This window comes from Rhodovulum sulfidophilum DSM 1374 (genome assembly GCF_001633165.1).
Lineage (GTDB): Bacteria > Pseudomonadota > Alphaproteobacteria > Rhodobacterales > Rhodobacteraceae > Rhodovulum > Rhodovulum sulfidophilum.
Map to the genome: position 1 here is coordinate 1011754 of NZ_CP015418.1, position 16063 is coordinate 1027816.

The 16063-nt window shown below is 69.7% G+C and carries 18 protein-coding genes; 10 read left to right on the top strand and 8 right to left on the bottom strand.

All coding sequences use genetic code 11. The annotated features are described in order from the left end of the window. Positions 1–4 precede the first annotated feature (4 nt). Genes A6W98_RS04930 through A6W98_RS04940 form a run of 3 tightly spaced genes read left to right on the top strand, consistent with a single transcriptional unit; the run spans position 5 to position 2472 of the window. On the top strand, positions 5–739 hold the full coding sequence (locus A6W98_RS04930) for a glycosyltransferase family 2 protein (protein ID WP_081251781.1): 735 nt from the start codon (positions 5–7) through the stop codon (positions 737–739). Next, positions 729–1040, top strand: coding sequence for a lipid-A-disaccharide synthase N-terminal domain-containing protein (locus A6W98_RS04935; RefSeq protein ID WP_042458596.1), 312 nt, complete (start codon positions 729–731; stop codon positions 1038–1040). The genes A6W98_RS04930 and A6W98_RS04935 overlap by 11 nt, the downstream gene beginning before the upstream one ends. Next, positions 1015–2472: an ArnT family glycosyltransferase gene (locus tag A6W98_RS04940; protein WP_052677928.1), complete on the top strand. Its 1458-nt coding sequence runs from the start codon at positions 1015–1017 to the stop codon at positions 2470–2472. Before A6W98_RS04935 ends, A6W98_RS04940 begins: the two co-directional genes overlap by 26 nt. A 10-nt stretch (positions 2473–2482) precedes the next feature. On the opposite strand, the gene A6W98_RS04945 is transcribed toward A6W98_RS04940, so the two are convergent. Together A6W98_RS04945 and A6W98_RS04950 are read right to left on the bottom strand one after the other, a co-directional pair. Beyond that, positions 2483–4075, bottom strand: a complete 1593-nt coding sequence (locus tag A6W98_RS04945) for a hypothetical protein (protein ID WP_052677929.1) — start codon at positions 4073–4075, stop codon at positions 2483–2485. Between the two features lie 81 nt (positions 4076–4156). Continuing rightward, positions 4157–4447 (bottom strand): hypothetical protein, encoded by a 291-nt coding sequence (locus tag A6W98_RS04950; protein ID WP_081252026.1) that lies wholly within the window; start codon positions 4445–4447, stop codon positions 4157–4159. A gap of 118 nt (positions 4448–4565) precedes the next feature. Between A6W98_RS04950 and A6W98_RS04955 the strand changes: the two genes are divergently transcribed. From A6W98_RS04955 to A6W98_RS04970, 4 genes are all read left to right on the top strand, one after another. Then, positions 4566–5141 (top strand): hypothetical protein, encoded by a 576-nt coding sequence (locus tag A6W98_RS04955; RefSeq protein WP_042458602.1) that lies wholly within the window; start codon positions 4566–4568, stop codon positions 5139–5141. Positions 5142–5148: 7 nt separating this feature from the next. Further along, positions 5149–5787 (top strand): ribonuclease HII, encoded by a 639-nt coding sequence (locus A6W98_RS04960; protein ID WP_042458605.1) that lies wholly within the window; start codon positions 5149–5151, stop codon positions 5785–5787. A gap of 96 nt (positions 5788–5883) precedes the next feature. Then, positions 5884–6978 carry a site-specific DNA-methyltransferase gene (locus tag A6W98_RS04965; protein ID WP_042458608.1) on the top strand — a complete coding sequence of 365 codons (1095 nt, stop codon included), beginning with the start codon at positions 5884–5886 and terminating at the stop codon, positions 6976–6978. 168 nt (positions 6979–7146) lie between these two features. After that, a complete protein-coding gene (locus tag A6W98_RS04970) occupies positions 7147–7785 on the top strand; it encodes an NAD(P)-dependent oxidoreductase (protein ID WP_042458611.1) in 639 nt (212 codons plus the stop codon). Positions 7786–7822: 37 nt separating this feature from the next. Here the strand turns inward: A6W98_RS04970 and mutY are convergent, their stop codons facing one another. Further along, on the bottom strand, positions 7823–8884 hold the full coding sequence (gene mutY / locus A6W98_RS04975; RefSeq protein ID WP_042458614.1) for an A/G-specific adenine glycosylase: 1062 nt from the start codon (positions 8882–8884) through the stop codon (positions 7823–7825). Between the two features lie 117 nt (positions 8885–9001). On the opposite strand from mutY, the gene A6W98_RS04980 reads away from it, so the two are divergent. Genes A6W98_RS04980 through A6W98_RS04990 form a run of 3 tightly spaced genes read left to right on the top strand, consistent with a single transcriptional unit; the run spans position 9002 to position 11322 of the window. After that, positions 9002–9490, top strand: coding sequence for a DUF721 domain-containing protein (locus A6W98_RS04980; protein WP_081252027.1), 489 nt, complete (start codon positions 9002–9004; stop codon positions 9488–9490). A gap of 13 nt (positions 9491–9503) precedes the next feature. Beyond that, entirely contained in the window at positions 9504–10139 is a 636-nt protein-coding gene (locus A6W98_RS04985) for a DsbA family protein (protein ID WP_042458620.1), read from the top strand. Positions 10140–10143: 4 nt separating this feature from the next. Then, positions 10144–11322 (top strand): CaiB/BaiF CoA transferase family protein, encoded by a 1179-nt coding sequence (locus tag A6W98_RS04990; RefSeq protein WP_042458623.1) that lies wholly within the window; start codon positions 10144–10146, stop codon positions 11320–11322. Here the strand turns inward: A6W98_RS04990 and lpxK are convergent. The 5 genes from lpxK to A6W98_RS05015 all read right to left on the bottom strand — a co-directional run bounded on the left by lpxK (position 11276) and on the right by A6W98_RS05015 (position 15973). Next, the gene (lpxK, locus tag A6W98_RS04995) at positions 11276–12280 is read right to left on the bottom strand and encodes a tetraacyldisaccharide 4'-kinase (RefSeq protein ID WP_042458626.1); all 1005 of its coding nucleotides are present in this window, start codon (positions 12278–12280) and stop codon (positions 11276–11278) included. The genes A6W98_RS04990 and lpxK overlap by 47 nt on opposite strands. After that, positions 12280–13467 (bottom strand): 3-deoxy-D-manno-octulosonic acid transferase, encoded by a 1188-nt coding sequence (locus A6W98_RS05000; protein ID WP_042458629.1) that lies wholly within the window; start codon positions 13465–13467, stop codon positions 12280–12282. The genes lpxK and A6W98_RS05000 overlap by 1 nt, the downstream gene beginning before the upstream one ends. A gap of 57 nt (positions 13468–13524) precedes the next feature. Continuing rightward, a complete protein-coding gene (locus A6W98_RS05005; protein WP_042458631.1) occupies positions 13525–13770 on the bottom strand; it encodes a DUF4170 domain-containing protein in 246 nt (81 codons plus the stop codon). Positions 13771–13863: 93 nt separating this feature from the next. Beyond that, a complete protein-coding gene (locus A6W98_RS05010; RefSeq protein ID WP_042458634.1) occupies positions 13864–14637 on the bottom strand; it encodes a 3'(2'),5'-bisphosphate nucleotidase CysQ in 774 nt (257 codons plus the stop codon). After that, positions 14624–15973, bottom strand: coding sequence for a TldD/PmbA family protein (locus A6W98_RS05015; RefSeq protein WP_042458636.1), 1350 nt, complete (start codon positions 15971–15973; stop codon positions 14624–14626). Before A6W98_RS05015 ends, A6W98_RS05010 begins: the two co-directional genes overlap by 14 nt. Between the last annotated feature and the right edge of the window lie 90 nt (positions 15974–16063).

A 16063-nucleotide genomic window follows, 5' to 3' on the forward strand; every position in this document is an offset into this window, starting at 1 on the left:
CTGCATGCCAGCCGTTTCCATCGTCATCCCCATGAAGAACGAGGCCGAGAACGTGGCCTTCCTTCTGGGAGAAATCGCCGAGGCCTGCGCGGCGCTCGACAGCCATGAGGTGATCGTCGTCGACGACGGCTCGACCGATGCCACCGCGGCCATCGTCGCCGACATGATGAAGACCGACCCGTCGCTGCGCCTGCTGCGCCACCCGAATTCCGGCGGGCAGAGCGCGGCCGTCCATAGCGGCGTGCTGGCGGCGCGCGCGCCGGTGGTCTGCACGCTCGATGGCGACGGCCAGAACCCGCCCGCCGAGCTGCCGAAGCTCTGGGCGCCGCTCCTGGCTGACGATACCGGCCGGCTGGGCCTGGTGGCGGGCCAGCGCGTCGGGCGGCAGGATACCGCCTCGAAGAAATGGGCCTCGCGCGCGGCCAATGCGATCCGGAGCCGGCTGCTGAAGGACGGCACCCGCGATACCGGTTGCGGTCTCAAGGGCTTCCGGCGCGACCTGTTCCTGACGCTGCCCTATTTCGATCACATGCACCGCTATCTGCCCGCGCTGTTCCGGCGCGACGGCTGGGAGATCGCGCTGGTCGATGTCAGCCATCGCGAGCGCCATGCCGGGACGTCGAATTACAGCAACCTGCAGCGCGCGCTGGTCGGTGCCCATGACCTGATCGGGGTGTCCTGGCTGATCCGCCGCCGCAAGAAGGCGCGGGCCGCCGAGGAGCTGCCTCATGGCAATTGAGACCGTCTTCGGCTGGCTGCATGTCCACAGCTGGGTCGAATTCTGGTGGGTCGTTGTCGGGCTGGGCGGCCAGCTCATGTTCACCGCGCGCTTCCTCGTGCAATGGATCGCCTCGGAACGCGCCCGCAACTCGGTCGTGCCGGTGGCCTTCTGGTATTTCTCGATGGCGGGCGGGCTGATCCTTCTGGCCTATGCGATCTACCGCAAGGACCCGGTCTTCATCCTCGGTCAGGTGACCGGGGTCTTCATCTACACCCGCAATCTCTGGCTGATACATGCGCACCGGCGCCGCAACGCCTGATCGTCACGGCTGGCTGGGACCGGCCGCGGCCGTCGTTCTGGCCGTGACCGCGCTCCGGGTCTGGCTGCTCTGGCTGAACCGGATGGACCTTTTCGTCGACGAGGCCCAGTACTGGCTTTGGGGGCGCGAGCTGGCCTTCGGCTATTATTCGAAACCGCCGATGATCGGCTGGGTGATCCGGGCCGCGACTGAGCTTGCCGGCAGCGATGCGCCGTTCTGGGTGCGGTTGCCGGCGCCGCTGTTTCATGCCGCGACGGCACTGATCCTCGGCCGGATCGCGGCCGGGCTCTGGGGCGCGCGCGCGGCGATATGGGTGGCGCTGGGCTATGTCACGCTGCCGATGGTGGCGGTGGGCTCGATCCTGATCTCGACCGATACAATCATGTTCCCGTTCCTGGCGCTGGCGCTGGGCTTCTGGATCAAGATGCTGTCGCGGCCGGGTTCCGCACCGGGCTGGGCGCTGGCCGCGGGCGTGGCGCTGGGGCTGGCCTTCCTCTCGAAATACGCGGCGATCTATTATCCGCTTTGTGCCGCGCTGGCGGCCTTGCTGATCCCCTCCGCGCGGCCAAGGCTGCGCGATGCCGGGCTGGCGCTTCTGGCCTTCGCGGCGACGATCTCGCCCAATGTCATCTGGAACCTGCAGAACGGCATGACCACGCTCGAGCACACGCTCGACAATGCCGACTGGGTGCGCGCGCCGTCGGAGCGGGCGGGCTTCGACATTTCGGGCTTGACCGAGTTTCTGGGCAGCCAGTTCGCGGTCTTCGGACCGGTGCTGTTCGCGGCGCTGCTCTGGGGCGTCCTGCGCTGGGCGCGGCAGGATGCGCCGACCCGGCTGATGCTGGTCTTCGCGCTGCCTGTCGTGGCCATCGTCTCGGTCGAGGCACTGCTGTCGGGGGCCTATGCCAACTGGGCCGCGGCCGCTTATCTGGCGGGGACGCTGGCGGTGCTGCCGCGCCTTGGCCGGGGCTGGCGGATCAGCTCTTTCGCGATCAACGGAACCGTGGCGCTGGCGCTGCCTGTCCTGGGGGTCTTCGCCCCGGTGGCGAGCCTTGGCGGTCACCCGCTGCTCGAACGCTATCTCGGCCGCGCCGATATGAGCACCACGATCCTCGACATCGCCGAGGCGGACGGGGACAGCGCGATCATGGCCGACAATCGCGACCTGCTGGCCGATCTCTTCTATACCGGGCGCGACCGCGGCGTCTCGATATATGCGCCGCCGCCGGCCGGGCGCGCACCCAACCATTACGCGCTGCGCCATGCGCTGCCGGACGACCTCGAGGGCGATGTCCTCTATGTCGCGGGGGGCACTCCTCCTGCCTGTGCCGAGGGGGTGACGCCGCTGGCCGATCTCGCCCCCGAGACCGGCGCCTATCGCGGCAAGCGGATCCGGATCTTCCGGCTTCCGGCCAGTTGCTGGAACGGCTGAGCCGCCCCGGTCAGGGCATGATCAGGTAGGGTCGCTCGGGCTGCAGCCGTTCGATCTGGTAGACGCCCTCGCCGATTTCGGGCGGAAGCGTCCTTGTATTGCCGTCATGGCCGATCCGGGTCCAGCCGGTCCGGGCGCCTGCGCCGTCATATTCGGCGCGGTCGGTCCAGGGCGCCGACCAGAACAGGACCGGGTCATAATAGGCGTCGCGCCCGATGGCGTCGTAATCGACCGAGACCAGCCGCATGCCGCCTGCCCCCGAGGTTGCATAGACCCGCTTCTGGTGATCGGGGAAGAACACCGTCACGAAGGCGGGCGCGCTGTCATGAACCCCGTTCGAGGCGAAGACGCCGATCTCGACCCGCGACAGGCTGCGGTTGTGATAGCCGGTCCGGTCGCGGGTCAGCACCGTCTTGGGATCGTGCCAGGCCACCCTGATGCGGGCCCGGCTGCCCTCCGGATCCAGGGGCTCGATCCGGACCCGGGCCGGATCGCCCTGCAAGAGCGCCCAGGTGAAGGTCAGCGCGCGCCCGTTCGGGTCGCGGGTCGCAGCGGCGCTGACCGTGATCTCGCGCGACCAGTCGAAATTGCGCCAGATCCGGGCAATCGCGCCGTCGGTGTCGAACAGCCGCTCGGACAGTCGCGCCAGCCCCTCGGCCTTGCCGAACCCGTCTTGTTCGACCCGCAGCCGCACCATCGGCGGAATGGCATCCGGCCGCATGGCCGCCGCCTCGCCCATCATCCGCCCCGGGCGCAGAGCGTCGCCCTCGAACACGACCGGATGCGCGGCGGCGGTGAAATAGGCCGCGCGGCTGCGCACCGGGGCATAGCTGCGGCGCAGGATCATCTGCAGCGTCGGCGCGATCAGGCGATTGTCGCGCAGGGCTGCGAAGGTGTCGGGCGGGAACGCCGCCAGCGTCATCGCCAGTGCGGCAAGAAACGGCTGGTCCGAGCCCGACGAGCCCTGGCTGATCAGCATGTAGGGCCAGTTCGCGGGAAACCGGTCGGTCTCGTCATGGTCGCGATGCTCGGGATAGACGTAAAGGTGGTTGTTCTCGTAAAGCTGTGCGCTGCGCTCGGGGCCGCCCGGCGAGGTCATCGCCAGTCGCGGCAGGCTGCGCTTGGCCGGGCCCGTGGTCACCGAGGTCGAGGAATTGCCGAACACCACCGCCGGCAGAAGGATCTTGCCCGCGAGCCCGTAATCGGCCCGGGCCTTGCGCAGCGTCTTGTCATAGACGAGCCGGTCGAGCCGGGGAAAGAGGTCTTCGGGCAGGGAGGAATGGCCGTGGTCGCGATTGTCGTATAGCACGCCATCGAAACCGTTCACCGCCTGCTGCCCGGCCAGATGGCGCAGAACCTGTCCGCCCGAGCGCAGCCCCCGGTCGCCGACAAGCGGCAGCGTCCGGTTCTGGGGCGGCAGCTTGAGGTTCAGCGCCAGATAGCTGTCATATGCGGCAGGCAGCAGGGACGAACTTCGCAGCAGCACGTCCTCGGCGGCAGCCCGCAGCGGGACGAGACAGAGCAGAAGGCAGAGAAGACCGGTCCGGATATGCATGAAGCGATCCTGCCCAAGCCGGGCGCGCGGGTCCAGTGCCGAGCGCATGAGCCCGGCAGATCTCCGTGCCTTTCCGGGGTCCGGACCGGAGGCCCTGGCACGGTCACGGGCCAGATCGGCCGCCTGTTATCAGTATTTCAGGAAATAGCCGCCGGCGCTGGCCTTGCGCTCGCCAAGCCCGCTGGCGCCGAAGATCGACATCACGTTCAGAAGCTGCCAGCCGCCCCGGCGGATACGGCGGTCGATTTCGCGGGTGGCGGCGTCGCGGCTGTCGCAGGCGGCGTCGGGCAGTTCGATCACGCCGTAATGAAGCCGGAGCGGATTGTCCTGCTTGGCCTTGTAATCGGCATAGCAGCTGGCCGCGGCGGGGCCGCTCAGCGCGGCCAGGACGAGACAGGCAAGGATCGGACGCAGCATCATGGCCCGGAGCATGGTCCAGCGGGCGCCGCTATTCAATGGCAACCGTCCGTCCGGCCGCCGTTATCCGGGTGTTGTCGCGTATCGCCGGGCCGGGCCTCGCTGCACCGACCGAGGGCGGATGTCCTACCCCGGCCGGGTGCAAGGGCCACATCGTGAGACGGCGGATCATCGTCCGCTTTTCGTCGTCGCGCTCGGGCCGGTCCGGGCGGCGCTCGCCCGCCTCGCGGAAGGGGCCGGCTTCGCCAGCAGCCTGCCGAGCGAATGGCGACGTTCGTCCGCGCGTCTCATCATCGTGAAGGGCATCGAACGCCATGTCGTCAAGGCGGCCCGGAACGGCGGGCGTCATCCGTCGCCCGGGCTCCCGCACCGGTCCGGTCCCGGCCGGGGAGCCGCGACGCCCGGTATTCCGCGCGCCCGCATGGCCGGGGTCGAGACCTGGCAGCGGGCGGATCGGGCCTTTTCCGGACGCGGCCTTCGTCGGGCGGGCCTGCGCCTCTGCTCCTCCTCTGCGCGCTGCCCGGCCGGGGCAAACGCAATGTCCATGCTTCGCCTTGCCCATGCCGATGACCGGACCGGTGTCCGGCGCAGCCGAGGCGGGCACGGGGCGGGGCAGATTCGCGCGGGGGCCAAACCCCTCCATCCGTTCCTGCTGTCCGGATTCGCCCTTGCCCGCGCAGGCAATTGGCGCTTGTGATGCGACCATGACTGCCGTTCGTCCCGATTTCTCGCTGGAAACCGAAGCCTTCGCCCGCGGTGTGCGCCTTGTCGCCGGGGTCGACGAGGTCGGCCGCGGCCCGCTGGCCGGGCCGGTCATGGCCGCCGCCGTCTGTCTTGTCGCCGAGGACATCCCCGACGGGCTGCGCGATTCGAAGACGCTGAGCGCGCGTCGCCGCGAGGGGCTTGCCGCCGAAATCCACGCGCGTGCGCTGGTCGGGCTGGGCGAGGCCAGCACCGGCGAGATCGAGGAGATGAACATCCTCCAGGCCAGCCATCTGGCGATGTGCCGGGCGCTGGCCGCGTTGCCCGCCATGCCCGATCTCGCCCTGATCGACGGCAACAGAATGCCCAGGGCGCTGCCCTGCGACGGCCTCTGCCTCGTCAAGGGCGATGCGCGCTGCCTGTCGATCGCGGCCGCCTCGATCGTGGCCAAGGTCGCCCGCGACGCGGTGATGACGGAGCTTGCGCAACACTGGCCGGGCTATGGCTGGGAGCGGAACGCGGGCTATCCGACCAGGCAGCATCTGCAGGCGCTCCGAGATCTGGGGGTCAGCCCACACCATAGACGTTCGTTCAGGCCGGTGCACAATATCTTGTGGCAAGAAAAAAGCGTAAACCCCTGATTCAAAAAAGAAATTGACGACGAATCGCCTTTGACTCACATTGGATCTCCATAAACGACGCCGAAGAACGGCGCGAACAGAGGCAGTGTGACACCGATGACCAGGACCAAGGGAGCGCCCGAGCTCCCGCTCAACACGATTTTGTCCGGCGATTGCATCGCGGAGATGAACAGCCTTCCCGAAGGCTCCGTCGATCTGATCTTTGCCGATCCGCCCTACAACCTGCAGCTGAAGGGCGCATTGCACCGCCCCGACAATTCCAAGGTCGATGCGGTCGATAACGATTGGGACCGCTTCGACAGCTTTGCCGCCTATGACCGCTTTACCCATGACTGGCTGGCCGCCGCGCGCCGGGTGCTGAAACCCAATGGCGCGATCTGGGTGATCGGCAGCTATCACAACGTGTTCCGGATGGGCGCCGAGCTGCAGAATCTGGGCTTCTGGATTCTCAACGACGTGGTCTGGCGCAAGTCGAACCCGATGCCGAATTTCCGCGGCAAGCGGCTGACCAACGCCCATGAGACGCTGATCTGGGCCTCGAAATCGGAAGGCGCGAAATACACCTTCAATTACGAGGCGCTCAAGGCGCTCAACGAGGGCGTGCAGATGCGCTCGGACTGGGTGCTGCCGATCTGCACCGGGCATGAGCGGCTGAAGGACGACAAGGGCGACAAGGCGCATCCGACCCAGAAGCCCGAATCGCTTTTGCACCGGGTGCTGCTGGCGACGACCAATCCCGGCGATGTGGTGCTCGATCCGTTCTTCGGCACCGGCACCACCGGCGCCGTCGCCAAGATGCTGGGCCGCGACTTCATCGGCATCGAGCGCGAAGAGGCCTATCGCAAGGTCGCGGAACGGCGTCTGGCCAAGGTGCGCAAGTTCGACCGCGAGGCGCTGGTCGTCTCGGCCTCGAAACGCGCCGAGCCCCGGGTGCCCTTCGGCCAGCTGGTCGAGCGCGGGCTGCTGCGTCCGGGCGAGGTGCTGATGTCGCCGCGCGGCAAGACCGCCAAGGTGCGGGCCGACGGCACGCTGGTGGGCGAGGCGGTGACCGGCTCGATCCATCAGGTCGGCGCCGCCTTCGAGGGCGCGCCCAGCTGCAATGGCTGGACCTACTGGCATTACCACCGCGAGGGCCAGATGGTGCCGATCGACGTGCTGCGCCAGCAGGTCCGCGCCCAGATGCACGACTGACCCAAAGCCGTTCCGGCGCCCGGCCCCCCTCACCGGGTCGGGCGCCGCCGCGACAGCCTTGCGCGATCCCGCCCGCTGCCCTTGGCCGGCGGATTGCCGCTGCCGCTCTCCCACCCCTCCTGTCGAAGCAGACCCGCCGGGCCTATCTCCTAGGTCAGGAGGTGACGCATGAAACTGTTGGTGATCGGAGCAAGCAAGGGGATCGGCCTCGAGACCGTGCGCTATGCGCTGGGCCGCGGCCATGACATCCGCGCCTTCGCGCCAAGCGCGCAATCCATCGAGATCGACGATCCGAAGCTGGAAAAGCTTACCGGCGACGCGCGCAACGCGGCCGAGGTCAAGGCTGCGGTCGAGGGGGTCGATGCGGTGATCGTCGCGCTGGGCCTGCCTAAGACGCTGCCCGCGATGATGCGGAAGACGACGCTGTTCTCGGACACGACCCGGGTGCTGCTTTCCGCGATGTCGGCGGCCGGGGTCCGGCGCCTGCTGGCGGTGACGGGATTCGGTGCGGGCGACAGCAAGGCGAAGATGAGCACCGTCGAGAAGCTGGGCTTCAAGGCGGTGCTGGCGCGGGCCTATGCCGACAAGACCGCGCAGGAACGGCTGATCCGCGAATCAGGGCTGGACTGGACCATCGTCCGGCCGGGCATCCTGACCTCGACCGCGCCCAGCCATGACTATGAGGTGCATGTCGAGCCCGAGACCTGGCATAACGGGCTGATCTCGCGCGGCGATGTCGCGCATTTCCTCGTCCATGCCGCCGAGGATGGCAGCTATCTGCGCGATGCGCCGGTGCTGACCCGCTGAGGCGCCGGGGCGGGCCCGCTGAGCTGCCGGGGCGGGGTCAGGCGGTGGCGAAGGCGGTCCGGGCCAGGTCGAAAGCCTTGCGCATCACCGTCGGCAGGTCCGAGGGGCGGAAGGCGTCGGGCGGAAGGAACTGCCCGCGCCCGGGCGTGCAATCGGGGCCAAGCTCGGCCACGCAAAGCGCAAGCCGCAGGTGGAAATGGGTGAAGGTATGGCGTACTTCGGCCCCCAGCGGATGCCAGTCGGCCTCGACGGGCGGGGCGGGCGCGGGCACGGTCTCGGCCCAGTCGGTGCCGGGCCAGCCCAGCATGCCGCCCAGCAGCCCCGAGGCAGGGCGGCGTTCCAGCAGCCAGGCGCCATCGCTGCGGCGGCCGAGATAGGCGATGCCGAAGCGGATGGGCTTGGGCTTTTTCGGCAGCTTCCGCGGCAGCTCGGCCGCGATACCGGCGGTCCGCGCCCTGCAGGGCGCCTGCCAGGGGCAGATCCCGCAGGCGGGGTTGCGGGGCGTGCAGATCGTGGCACCGAGATCCATCACCGCCTGGGCATGATCGCCGGGCCGCTCGACAGGCGTCAGCCGGGCGGCATGGGCGGTCAGTTCGGGCTTGGCGGTGGGCAGCGGGGTCTCGACCGCGTAGAGCCGGGACATCACCCGCTCGACATTGCCGTCGACCACGGTTTCGGGCCGGTCGAAGGCGATGGCGGCGATGGCCGCGGCGGTATAGGGGCCGATCCCGGGCAGGCTCAGCAGCGCCGCGTGACTGTCGGGAAACCGCCCGCCATGCTCGGAGGCCACCGCACGGGCGCATTTCAGAAGGTTCCGCGCCCGTGCGTAATAGCCAAGCCCCGCCCATTCGCCCATCACATCGGCATCCTCGGCCGCGGCCAGCGCGCCGACATCGGGCCAACGGGTCGTGAAGCGGTGGAAATAGTCCTTCACCGCGGCGACGGTGGTCTGCTGCAGCATCACCTCGGACAGCCAGACCCGGTAGGGATCGGGCTGTGCGCCCCCGGCCCGCGCCGCCGGTCCGACCCGCCAGGGCAGGTCGCGGGCATGGCGGTCGTACCAGGCCAGAAGCTCGGCACTCAACGTCTCGTCACGCAATCTTTATGCTCCTGCCCCGGTCATTTGGCTGGCTGGCCGCCCTGCTGCCGCATAAGGTAGGCGCGGGCCAGGGAAATGACAGGGATGCAGCGAAAAGCCGAGAAGGACAGCCGGCGCATGCGCGGGTTCGAAAGGGCCTCGATGCTGCTTTCGGGACGGATCCGGCGGGCCGGCGAAAAGCGCGGCTTCGCGGTCGCGCGTCTGCTGACCCACTGGCCCGAGGTGGTCGGCGACGAGATCGCGCGGGTCTGCCGCCCGGTCGAGGTGCGCTATGGCCGCAAGGAGGGTTTCGGTGCCACGCTTACCCTGCTGACGACCGGGGCCCATGCGCCCCTGCTCGAGATGCAGAAGGAAGACATCCGCGAGAAGGTGAATGCCTGCTATGGCTATGCCGCCATTTCCCGCATCCGTCTGACCCAGACCGCGCCGACCGGCTTTGCCGAGGGCCAGGCCGCCTTCGCCCCGGCCCCGCGCCCGGTCGCGCCCCCGCCCGATCCCGGTACCGTCGCCGTGGCCTCGGACCTGACGGTCGAGGTCCATGACGAGGGGCTGAGGGCCGCCCTGCAAGATCTCGGGACACGGGTTCTGTCCCGTCCGAAACGCTAAGGAGACCGCTTCCATGATCCGCAAACTGACGCTGTCGCTCGGCCTGGCCGCGCTTTCGACGCTGGGTCTGGGCCTTGCCCCGGCGCCGCTGCTTTCCTCTGCCGCCTGGGCCGAGGAAACGCCGGATGTGGCGCCCTTCACCCTGGGTGATCCGAACGCGCCGATCGAGCTGGAGGAATTCGCCTCCTTCACCTGCGGCCACTGCGCGCATTTCCACGAGGACGTGTTCAAGCGGCTGAAGGCCGATTACATCGATACCGGCAAGGTCCATTTCACCTATCGCGAGGTCTATTGGGACCCTTACGCGGTCTGGGCCGGTCTTCTGGCGCGCTGCGGCGGCGAGATGCGGTTCTTCGGCATCGTTTCGATGCTGTACGAAAAGCAGAAGGACTGGATCGACCCGAAGGACCCGCAGAAGACCTCCGAGAACCTGCGCCGGATCGGCCAGACCGCGGGGCTCAGCGAGGACGCGATGAACCAGTGCCTCACCGATGCCGCGCTGGCCAAGGCGCTCAGCGAGAATTCGGACAAGACGGTCGATGCGGCCGGGGTGACCGGCACGCCCTCGATGGTGATCGACGGGCAGCTCTACAAGAACATGAGCTATCGCGACCTCAAGGAAATCCTCGACGAGAAGCTGGCCGGCTGAGCCAATGCCCGCGCCCCTCTCGGGTCTGAAGGTCGTCGAACTGGCGCGGATCCTGGCCGGCCCCTGGGCGGGCCAGATCCTTGCCGATCTCGGCGCCGAGGTGATCAAGGTCGAGGCCCCGGAGGGCGACGATACCCGCCGCTGGGGGCCGCCCTTCGTCACCCGCGACGACGGCACCCGCGAGGCGGCCTATTTCCACGCCTGCAATCGCGGCAAGCGGTCCGTCACGGCCGATTTCCGCACCCCCGAGGGCCAGGCGCTGGTCCGCGGGCTGGTGGCCGGGGCCGATATCGTCATCGAGAATTTCAAGGTCGGGGGGCTCGCGAAATACGGGCTCGACTATGCCGGCCTGTCGGCGGTCAATCCGCGGCTGATCTATTGCTCGATCACCGGCTTCGGGCAGGACGGCCCCTATGCCCATCGCGCGGGCTATGACTACATCATCCAGGGCATGTCGGGGCTGATGTCGATCACCGGCGAGACCGATGGCCAGCCGCAAAGGGTCGGCGTCGCGGTCGCCGATGTCTTCACCGGCATCTATGCCGCGACCGCGATCCTTGCCGCCGTTCATCAGCGTGCCGAGACCGGCCGGGGCCAGCAGGTCGACATGGCGCTTTTCGACGTGGCGACCGCGATCACCGCCAATCAGGCGATGAACTACCTCACCACCGGCACGGCTCCCGGCCGCCTCGGCAATACCCATCCCAATCTTGCGCCCTATCAGGTCTTCGACTGCGCCGACGGCCATGCCATCGTCGCGGTCGGAAATGACGCGCAATTCGGCCGGCTCTGCGGCCTTCTGGGCCTGCCAGAACTGGCCGCCGATCCGCGTTTCGCCAGCAATGCCGACCGGGTGGCGCATCGCGAGGCGCTGACCGAGGCCCTGACCGAGGCGACGCGGACCCGCAACAAGGCCGATCTGCTGGCCGCCTGCGAGGCCCAGGGCGTGCCCGCCGGGCCGATCAACCGCATGGACGAGGTCTTTGCCGATCCGCAGATCCGCCATCGCGGTCTGGTGGTCGAGAATGACGGTCTGCCGGGGGTACGCACGCCGATCCGGTTCTCGGAGGCCGGGCTGGTGCTCGATCGCGCCGCGCCCCGGCTCGATCAGGACGGCGCCGAGATAAGGGCCGGGCTCAGCGACCCGAGCCCAGCCCCAGCCGGTCGAACGCCGCGTCGATAGCGCTCCAGTCGTCCAGCTCCAGCCGCACCGGCAGGGTCAGCACCTTCCGGCGGAAACTCGCGGGCAGCCTGACCGCGTCCTTCTCGGTGGTGACAAGCTGCGCCCCCAGAAGCTTGGCCTCGGTCTCGAGCCGGGTCATCAGCGCCGAGGTCAGCGGCTGGTGATCGTCCAGCGCCTCGGCCCGCAACAGCTCGGCGCCGAGCCCGCGCAGGGTGGCGAAGAACTTCTCGGGATGGCCGATCCCGGCAAAGGCCAGCGCCCGGAGCCCCTGCCAGTCCATCCCCGTGGGCAAGGGGTGCAGCGCGCCCGTGATGCGCGGCACGGACACCTGACCGCCCCAGCTTTCGGTGAACTGGCGCTGGGCGGGCTCGGGGCCGACCGACAGCAGCAGATCGGCCCGGCGCATCCCCGCCGCGACCGGTTCGCGCAAGGGGCCGGCCGGGATCGTGCGGCCATTGCCGAAGCCCTTGGCGGCATCGACCACCACCAGCGACAGGTCGCGGACCAGCGCCGGGTTCTGGAACCCGTCATCGAGCAGGATCGCCTGCGCCCCGGCCGCAACCGCGGCGCGCGCGCCTTCGGCGCGGTCGCGGGCCACCCAGACCGGGGCGAAGGCCGCGATCAGCAGCGGCTCGTCGCCGACATCGGCGGCGCTGTGGCGGCGCTCCTCGACCCGGACCGGGCCGGTCAGGCGCCCGCCATGGCCGCGGCTGACGACATGCACCGCGACGCCGCGCGCGATCAGGCGCATCGTCAGCGCGATCGCCGTGGGGGTCTTGCCGGTGCCGCCGGCATTGATGTTGCCGATGCAGATCACCGGCACGCCGACCCGCGCCCCCTCGCCCTGCGCCAGCCGTTTCGCGGTGGCCCGGGCATAGAGCTGCCCCAGCGGGGTCAGCGCACGGGCCATCAGCCCGGGCCGCGCGGGCGGCGCATACCAGAAGGCAGGAGCCTGCATCAGACCGTCTCCGTCATGTCGAGCGCCTCGATCATCCGGCGCACCACGCGCTCGGTCGCCATCGTGCCCTGGGTCGAGACCTCCCAGGCGGCGCGGGCCATGGCGGCGGCACGGTCGGGGGCCAGCACATCGGCCAGCACCTCGGCCATCGAGGCGCCGTCCTGCACGGTGCGGGTCGCCAGCGCGTTCGAGAGCCGCCGGTAATGGTCGGGATGGGCGCCGGTCGCGGGGCCGTGCAGGATCGCCGAGCCGAGGGCCGCCGCCCGGTAGGGGTCGGGCCCCGCATTGGCGCTGAGGGTGCCGCCGATGAAGCAGACCGGTGCAAGCCTGAGCCAGAGCCCGGCCTCGTCTTCGGTATCGGCGACATAGATCTGGGTCTCGGACGAGGGTTCCTCGTCATCCGAGCGCAGGGCCACGTCCCAGCCATCGGCGCGCAGCCGCGCGGCCAGGGCCGGGCCGCGCCCGGGCTGGTCGGGGCAGAGGATCAGCAGCAGGCGATGGGCATGGCGCGTGGTCCAGGCATGGGCGGCAACCACCGCCGCGTCTTCCTCGGGCCGGGTCGCGGCCGCCAGCCAGGCCGGGCGCCCGCCGATCACCGCGGCCAGCGCGTCGCGTTCGGCCTCGCTGCAGCTCAGCGCGGCGCTGCCTTCCGACAGCGGGCCGCAGGGGCTGATCTGCCAGCGCGGCAGCCCCAGCGCGCGCAGCTCTCCGGCGGTGCCGGGGGTCTGGGCGAAGATCCGGTCGAACCGGCGCAGAAGCCGCCTTGTGCCCGCGAGGCCGACGCGCCAGCGGCTGCGCCAGGATCGCGGCAGGTCGCGGCAGATCAGGAACAGGGCGGTGCCCCGCGTATTGGCCAGCGAGATCAGGGTCGAGGGCAGATGGTCGGGATAGAACACGCCCAGATCGGGGCGCCAGCAGTCGAGAAAGGCCGCGCTTGCGCGATGCCCGTCGGAGGGGACGATATCGACGATCACCTCGGGCAGGCCGCGGGCACGGGCAGGCCAGTCCGGCGTCGCATCGCGGCCGGTCACCAGCACCCGCAGATCCGGCTGTTCCTGCGCCAGTTCGCGGATCAGTTCGGCGGCGGTGGACCGGTCCTCCGGCGGTGGGTTGTGCAGCCAAAGCAGCGGCCCGGGATCGGATCTGCCGCCCGGCTCCGCATCGCGCTCTGCCCGGTTCGCTGTCATCTTGTCAGCGTCATCTGGTCGGTGTCATCACGTCGGGGCCATCAAGTCGGGGTCGGGTCAGGCGCCCAGCTCTTCGGTCGGGCCGGCCTCGACCTCCTCGTCGCGCAGGCGATGGATATGGGCGATGAAATAGCGCATATGGGCGTTGTCGACGGTGCGGTGGGCCTCGGCCTTCCAGGCGTTATAGGCGGTTTCGTAATCGGGAAACATGCCGACGATGTGGATGTCGTCGACGTCCTTGAAAACCGTATGGGTCGGATCGACCAGTTCCCCGCCGAAGACGAGATGCAGGCGCTGGGTCATATGAGCCTCCGGATGATGCGCTTCGCTCCGCGCGCAGCCTAGACCAAGCCCGGGCGCGGCGGAAGGGCGCATCGGTTGCAGGCCGGGCCCCGTTCAGGCCAGCCGCGACAGGATCTCGGCATGCAGCAGGGGCGCGCCGGCCACGACCCCGCGCGACAGCGGCACCGGGGTGTTGAAGGCCAGCGGATCGCCCAGCCGGTCGCTGATGCGCGCGCCCGCTTCCTCGAGGATCAGGCTGCCCGCGGCGGTGTCCCAGTCCCAGCTGTCGCGCAGTGCCAGCGCGGCGTCATAGCGGCCCTCGGCGACCAGACACAGCCGGTAGGCCAGCGAGGCCCGCAGCGCGCGGTGCAGATGCGGCACCGGCCCGGTCCAGTGTCCGGGATCGAGCGCCGGGCGCGGGGCCAGCACCGAGGCGCCGTCCAGCGCGCTGCGGCTGCTGGTCCTCAGCGCGGCGCCATTCAGATAGGCGCCGCCGCCCCGGATCGCCGAATAAAGCTTGTCGCGAAGCGGCAGGAACACCACGGCGGCAACCACCCGCCCGGCCTCGGCCACCGCAAGCGCATGGGCAAAGCTGCGATCGCCCTCCAGAAAGGTCCGGGTGCCGTCGATCGGGTCGACGATGAACACCCGCTCGGCGCCGAGCCGGGCCGGGTCGTCCTCGGTCTCTTCCGAAAGCCAGCCATAGCCCGGGCGCGCGGCGGTCAGCATCTGCCGCAGCATCCGGTCGATGGCGAGGTCGGCTTCCGAGACCGGCCCCTGATGGTCGGGCTTTTCCCAGGTCTGCGGATCGCGGCACCAGTAGCGCCCGGCGAGCTTGCCGGCCTCGAGAGCTGCCGTGGTCAGCAGCGCGAGGTCACGCGCCGGCAAGCGTCATCCCCTCGACCAGAAGGCTGGGCACCCGGCGCGACAGGTGATCCCGGGCATCGTTCGCGGGCTGCAGGCGGCGCAGCATCTCCGGCAGGTGACCGGCGATGGTGCATTCATTGACCGGATAGGCGATCCGGCCGTTCTCGACCCAGAAGCCCGAGGCGCCGCGCGAATAATCGCCGGTCGTCGGGTTGATCGTGCTGCCGATCAGCGAGGTCACCAGAAGCCCGGTGCCCATCTCGGCGATCAGCGCGTCGCGGTCGAGTGCGCCGGGGCTCAGCGTCACGTTGCCCGCCGCCGGAGAAGGCGGCCCCGAGACCGGGCGCACCGCATTGCCGGTGCTGCTCAGCCCGAGCTTGCGGGCCGAGGCGAGGTCGAGCACCCAGCCGGTCAGCACCCCATTCTCGACCAGGGCGCGGCGGGTCGTGGCCAGCCCTTCGGAATCGAACGGGCGCGACCCGGCGATCCGCGGGCGGTGCGGTTCCTCGATCAGCGACAGCTCGGCGGGCAGCACGTCGCGGCCGATCAGATCGCGGGCCCAGGAGGCGCCGCGCACGATGGCGGTGCCGTTGATCGCCGACAGCAGGTGCCCGATCAGCGAGGCGGCGACGCGCTCGTCGAACAGGACCGGAAAGGCGCCGCTTTTCGGACGGCGCGCACCGGCGAGGGCCGCGGCGCGCGCGCCCGCGATCCGGCCGATCTCGTCGGCGGAGGGCAGTTCGGCCTGGAAGGTCCGGCTCTCGGCGCACCAGTCGCGCTCCATGCCGCTGCCCTCGCCGCTGATCGCGACGCAGGAGGTCGAGCGGCTGGTGCGGGCATAGCTGCCGGAAAAGCCGTTCGAGGCGGCCAGCATCATCCGCCGGTGGCCATAGCCCGCGCTGGCCGATTGCACCTGGGCCACGCCCGGAACGGCCAGGGCGGCGGCCTCGGCGCGGCGGGCGTCGTCCTCCAGCGCGGCCGGATCGGGTTCGGGCGAAGGATCGGCCAGTTCGAGAAAACCGGCATCGCGGTTCCGCGCCAGTTCGGACGGGTCGGCCAGGCCGACGGTCGCATCCTCGGGCGCCTCGCGCGCCATGGCCACGGCCCGGGCTGCCATTTCGGCCAGGGTTTCGGGGCGGCTGTCCGAGGCCGAGACGCAGGCCTGGCGCCGGCCGATCAGCACCCTCAGTCCCAGCTCGATCCCTTCCGAGCGTTCGGCCTGTTCCAGCCGTCCGTCGCGGACATCGATCGACAGCGAGGTGCCCGCCGTGACCAGCGCGTCGGCCGCGTCGGCTCCGGCCTGTCGCGCCGCATCCAGCAGGGCTTGGGTCAGCGACGGGATCGGATCATCGGACATGCGGCCTCCGGAGCTTGCCTGTCGGTTGAGCTAATACGGACCGCCCCCCTGCGCAAGACCGCGAGGGGGGCGGTGCCATGCTGGTGCGGG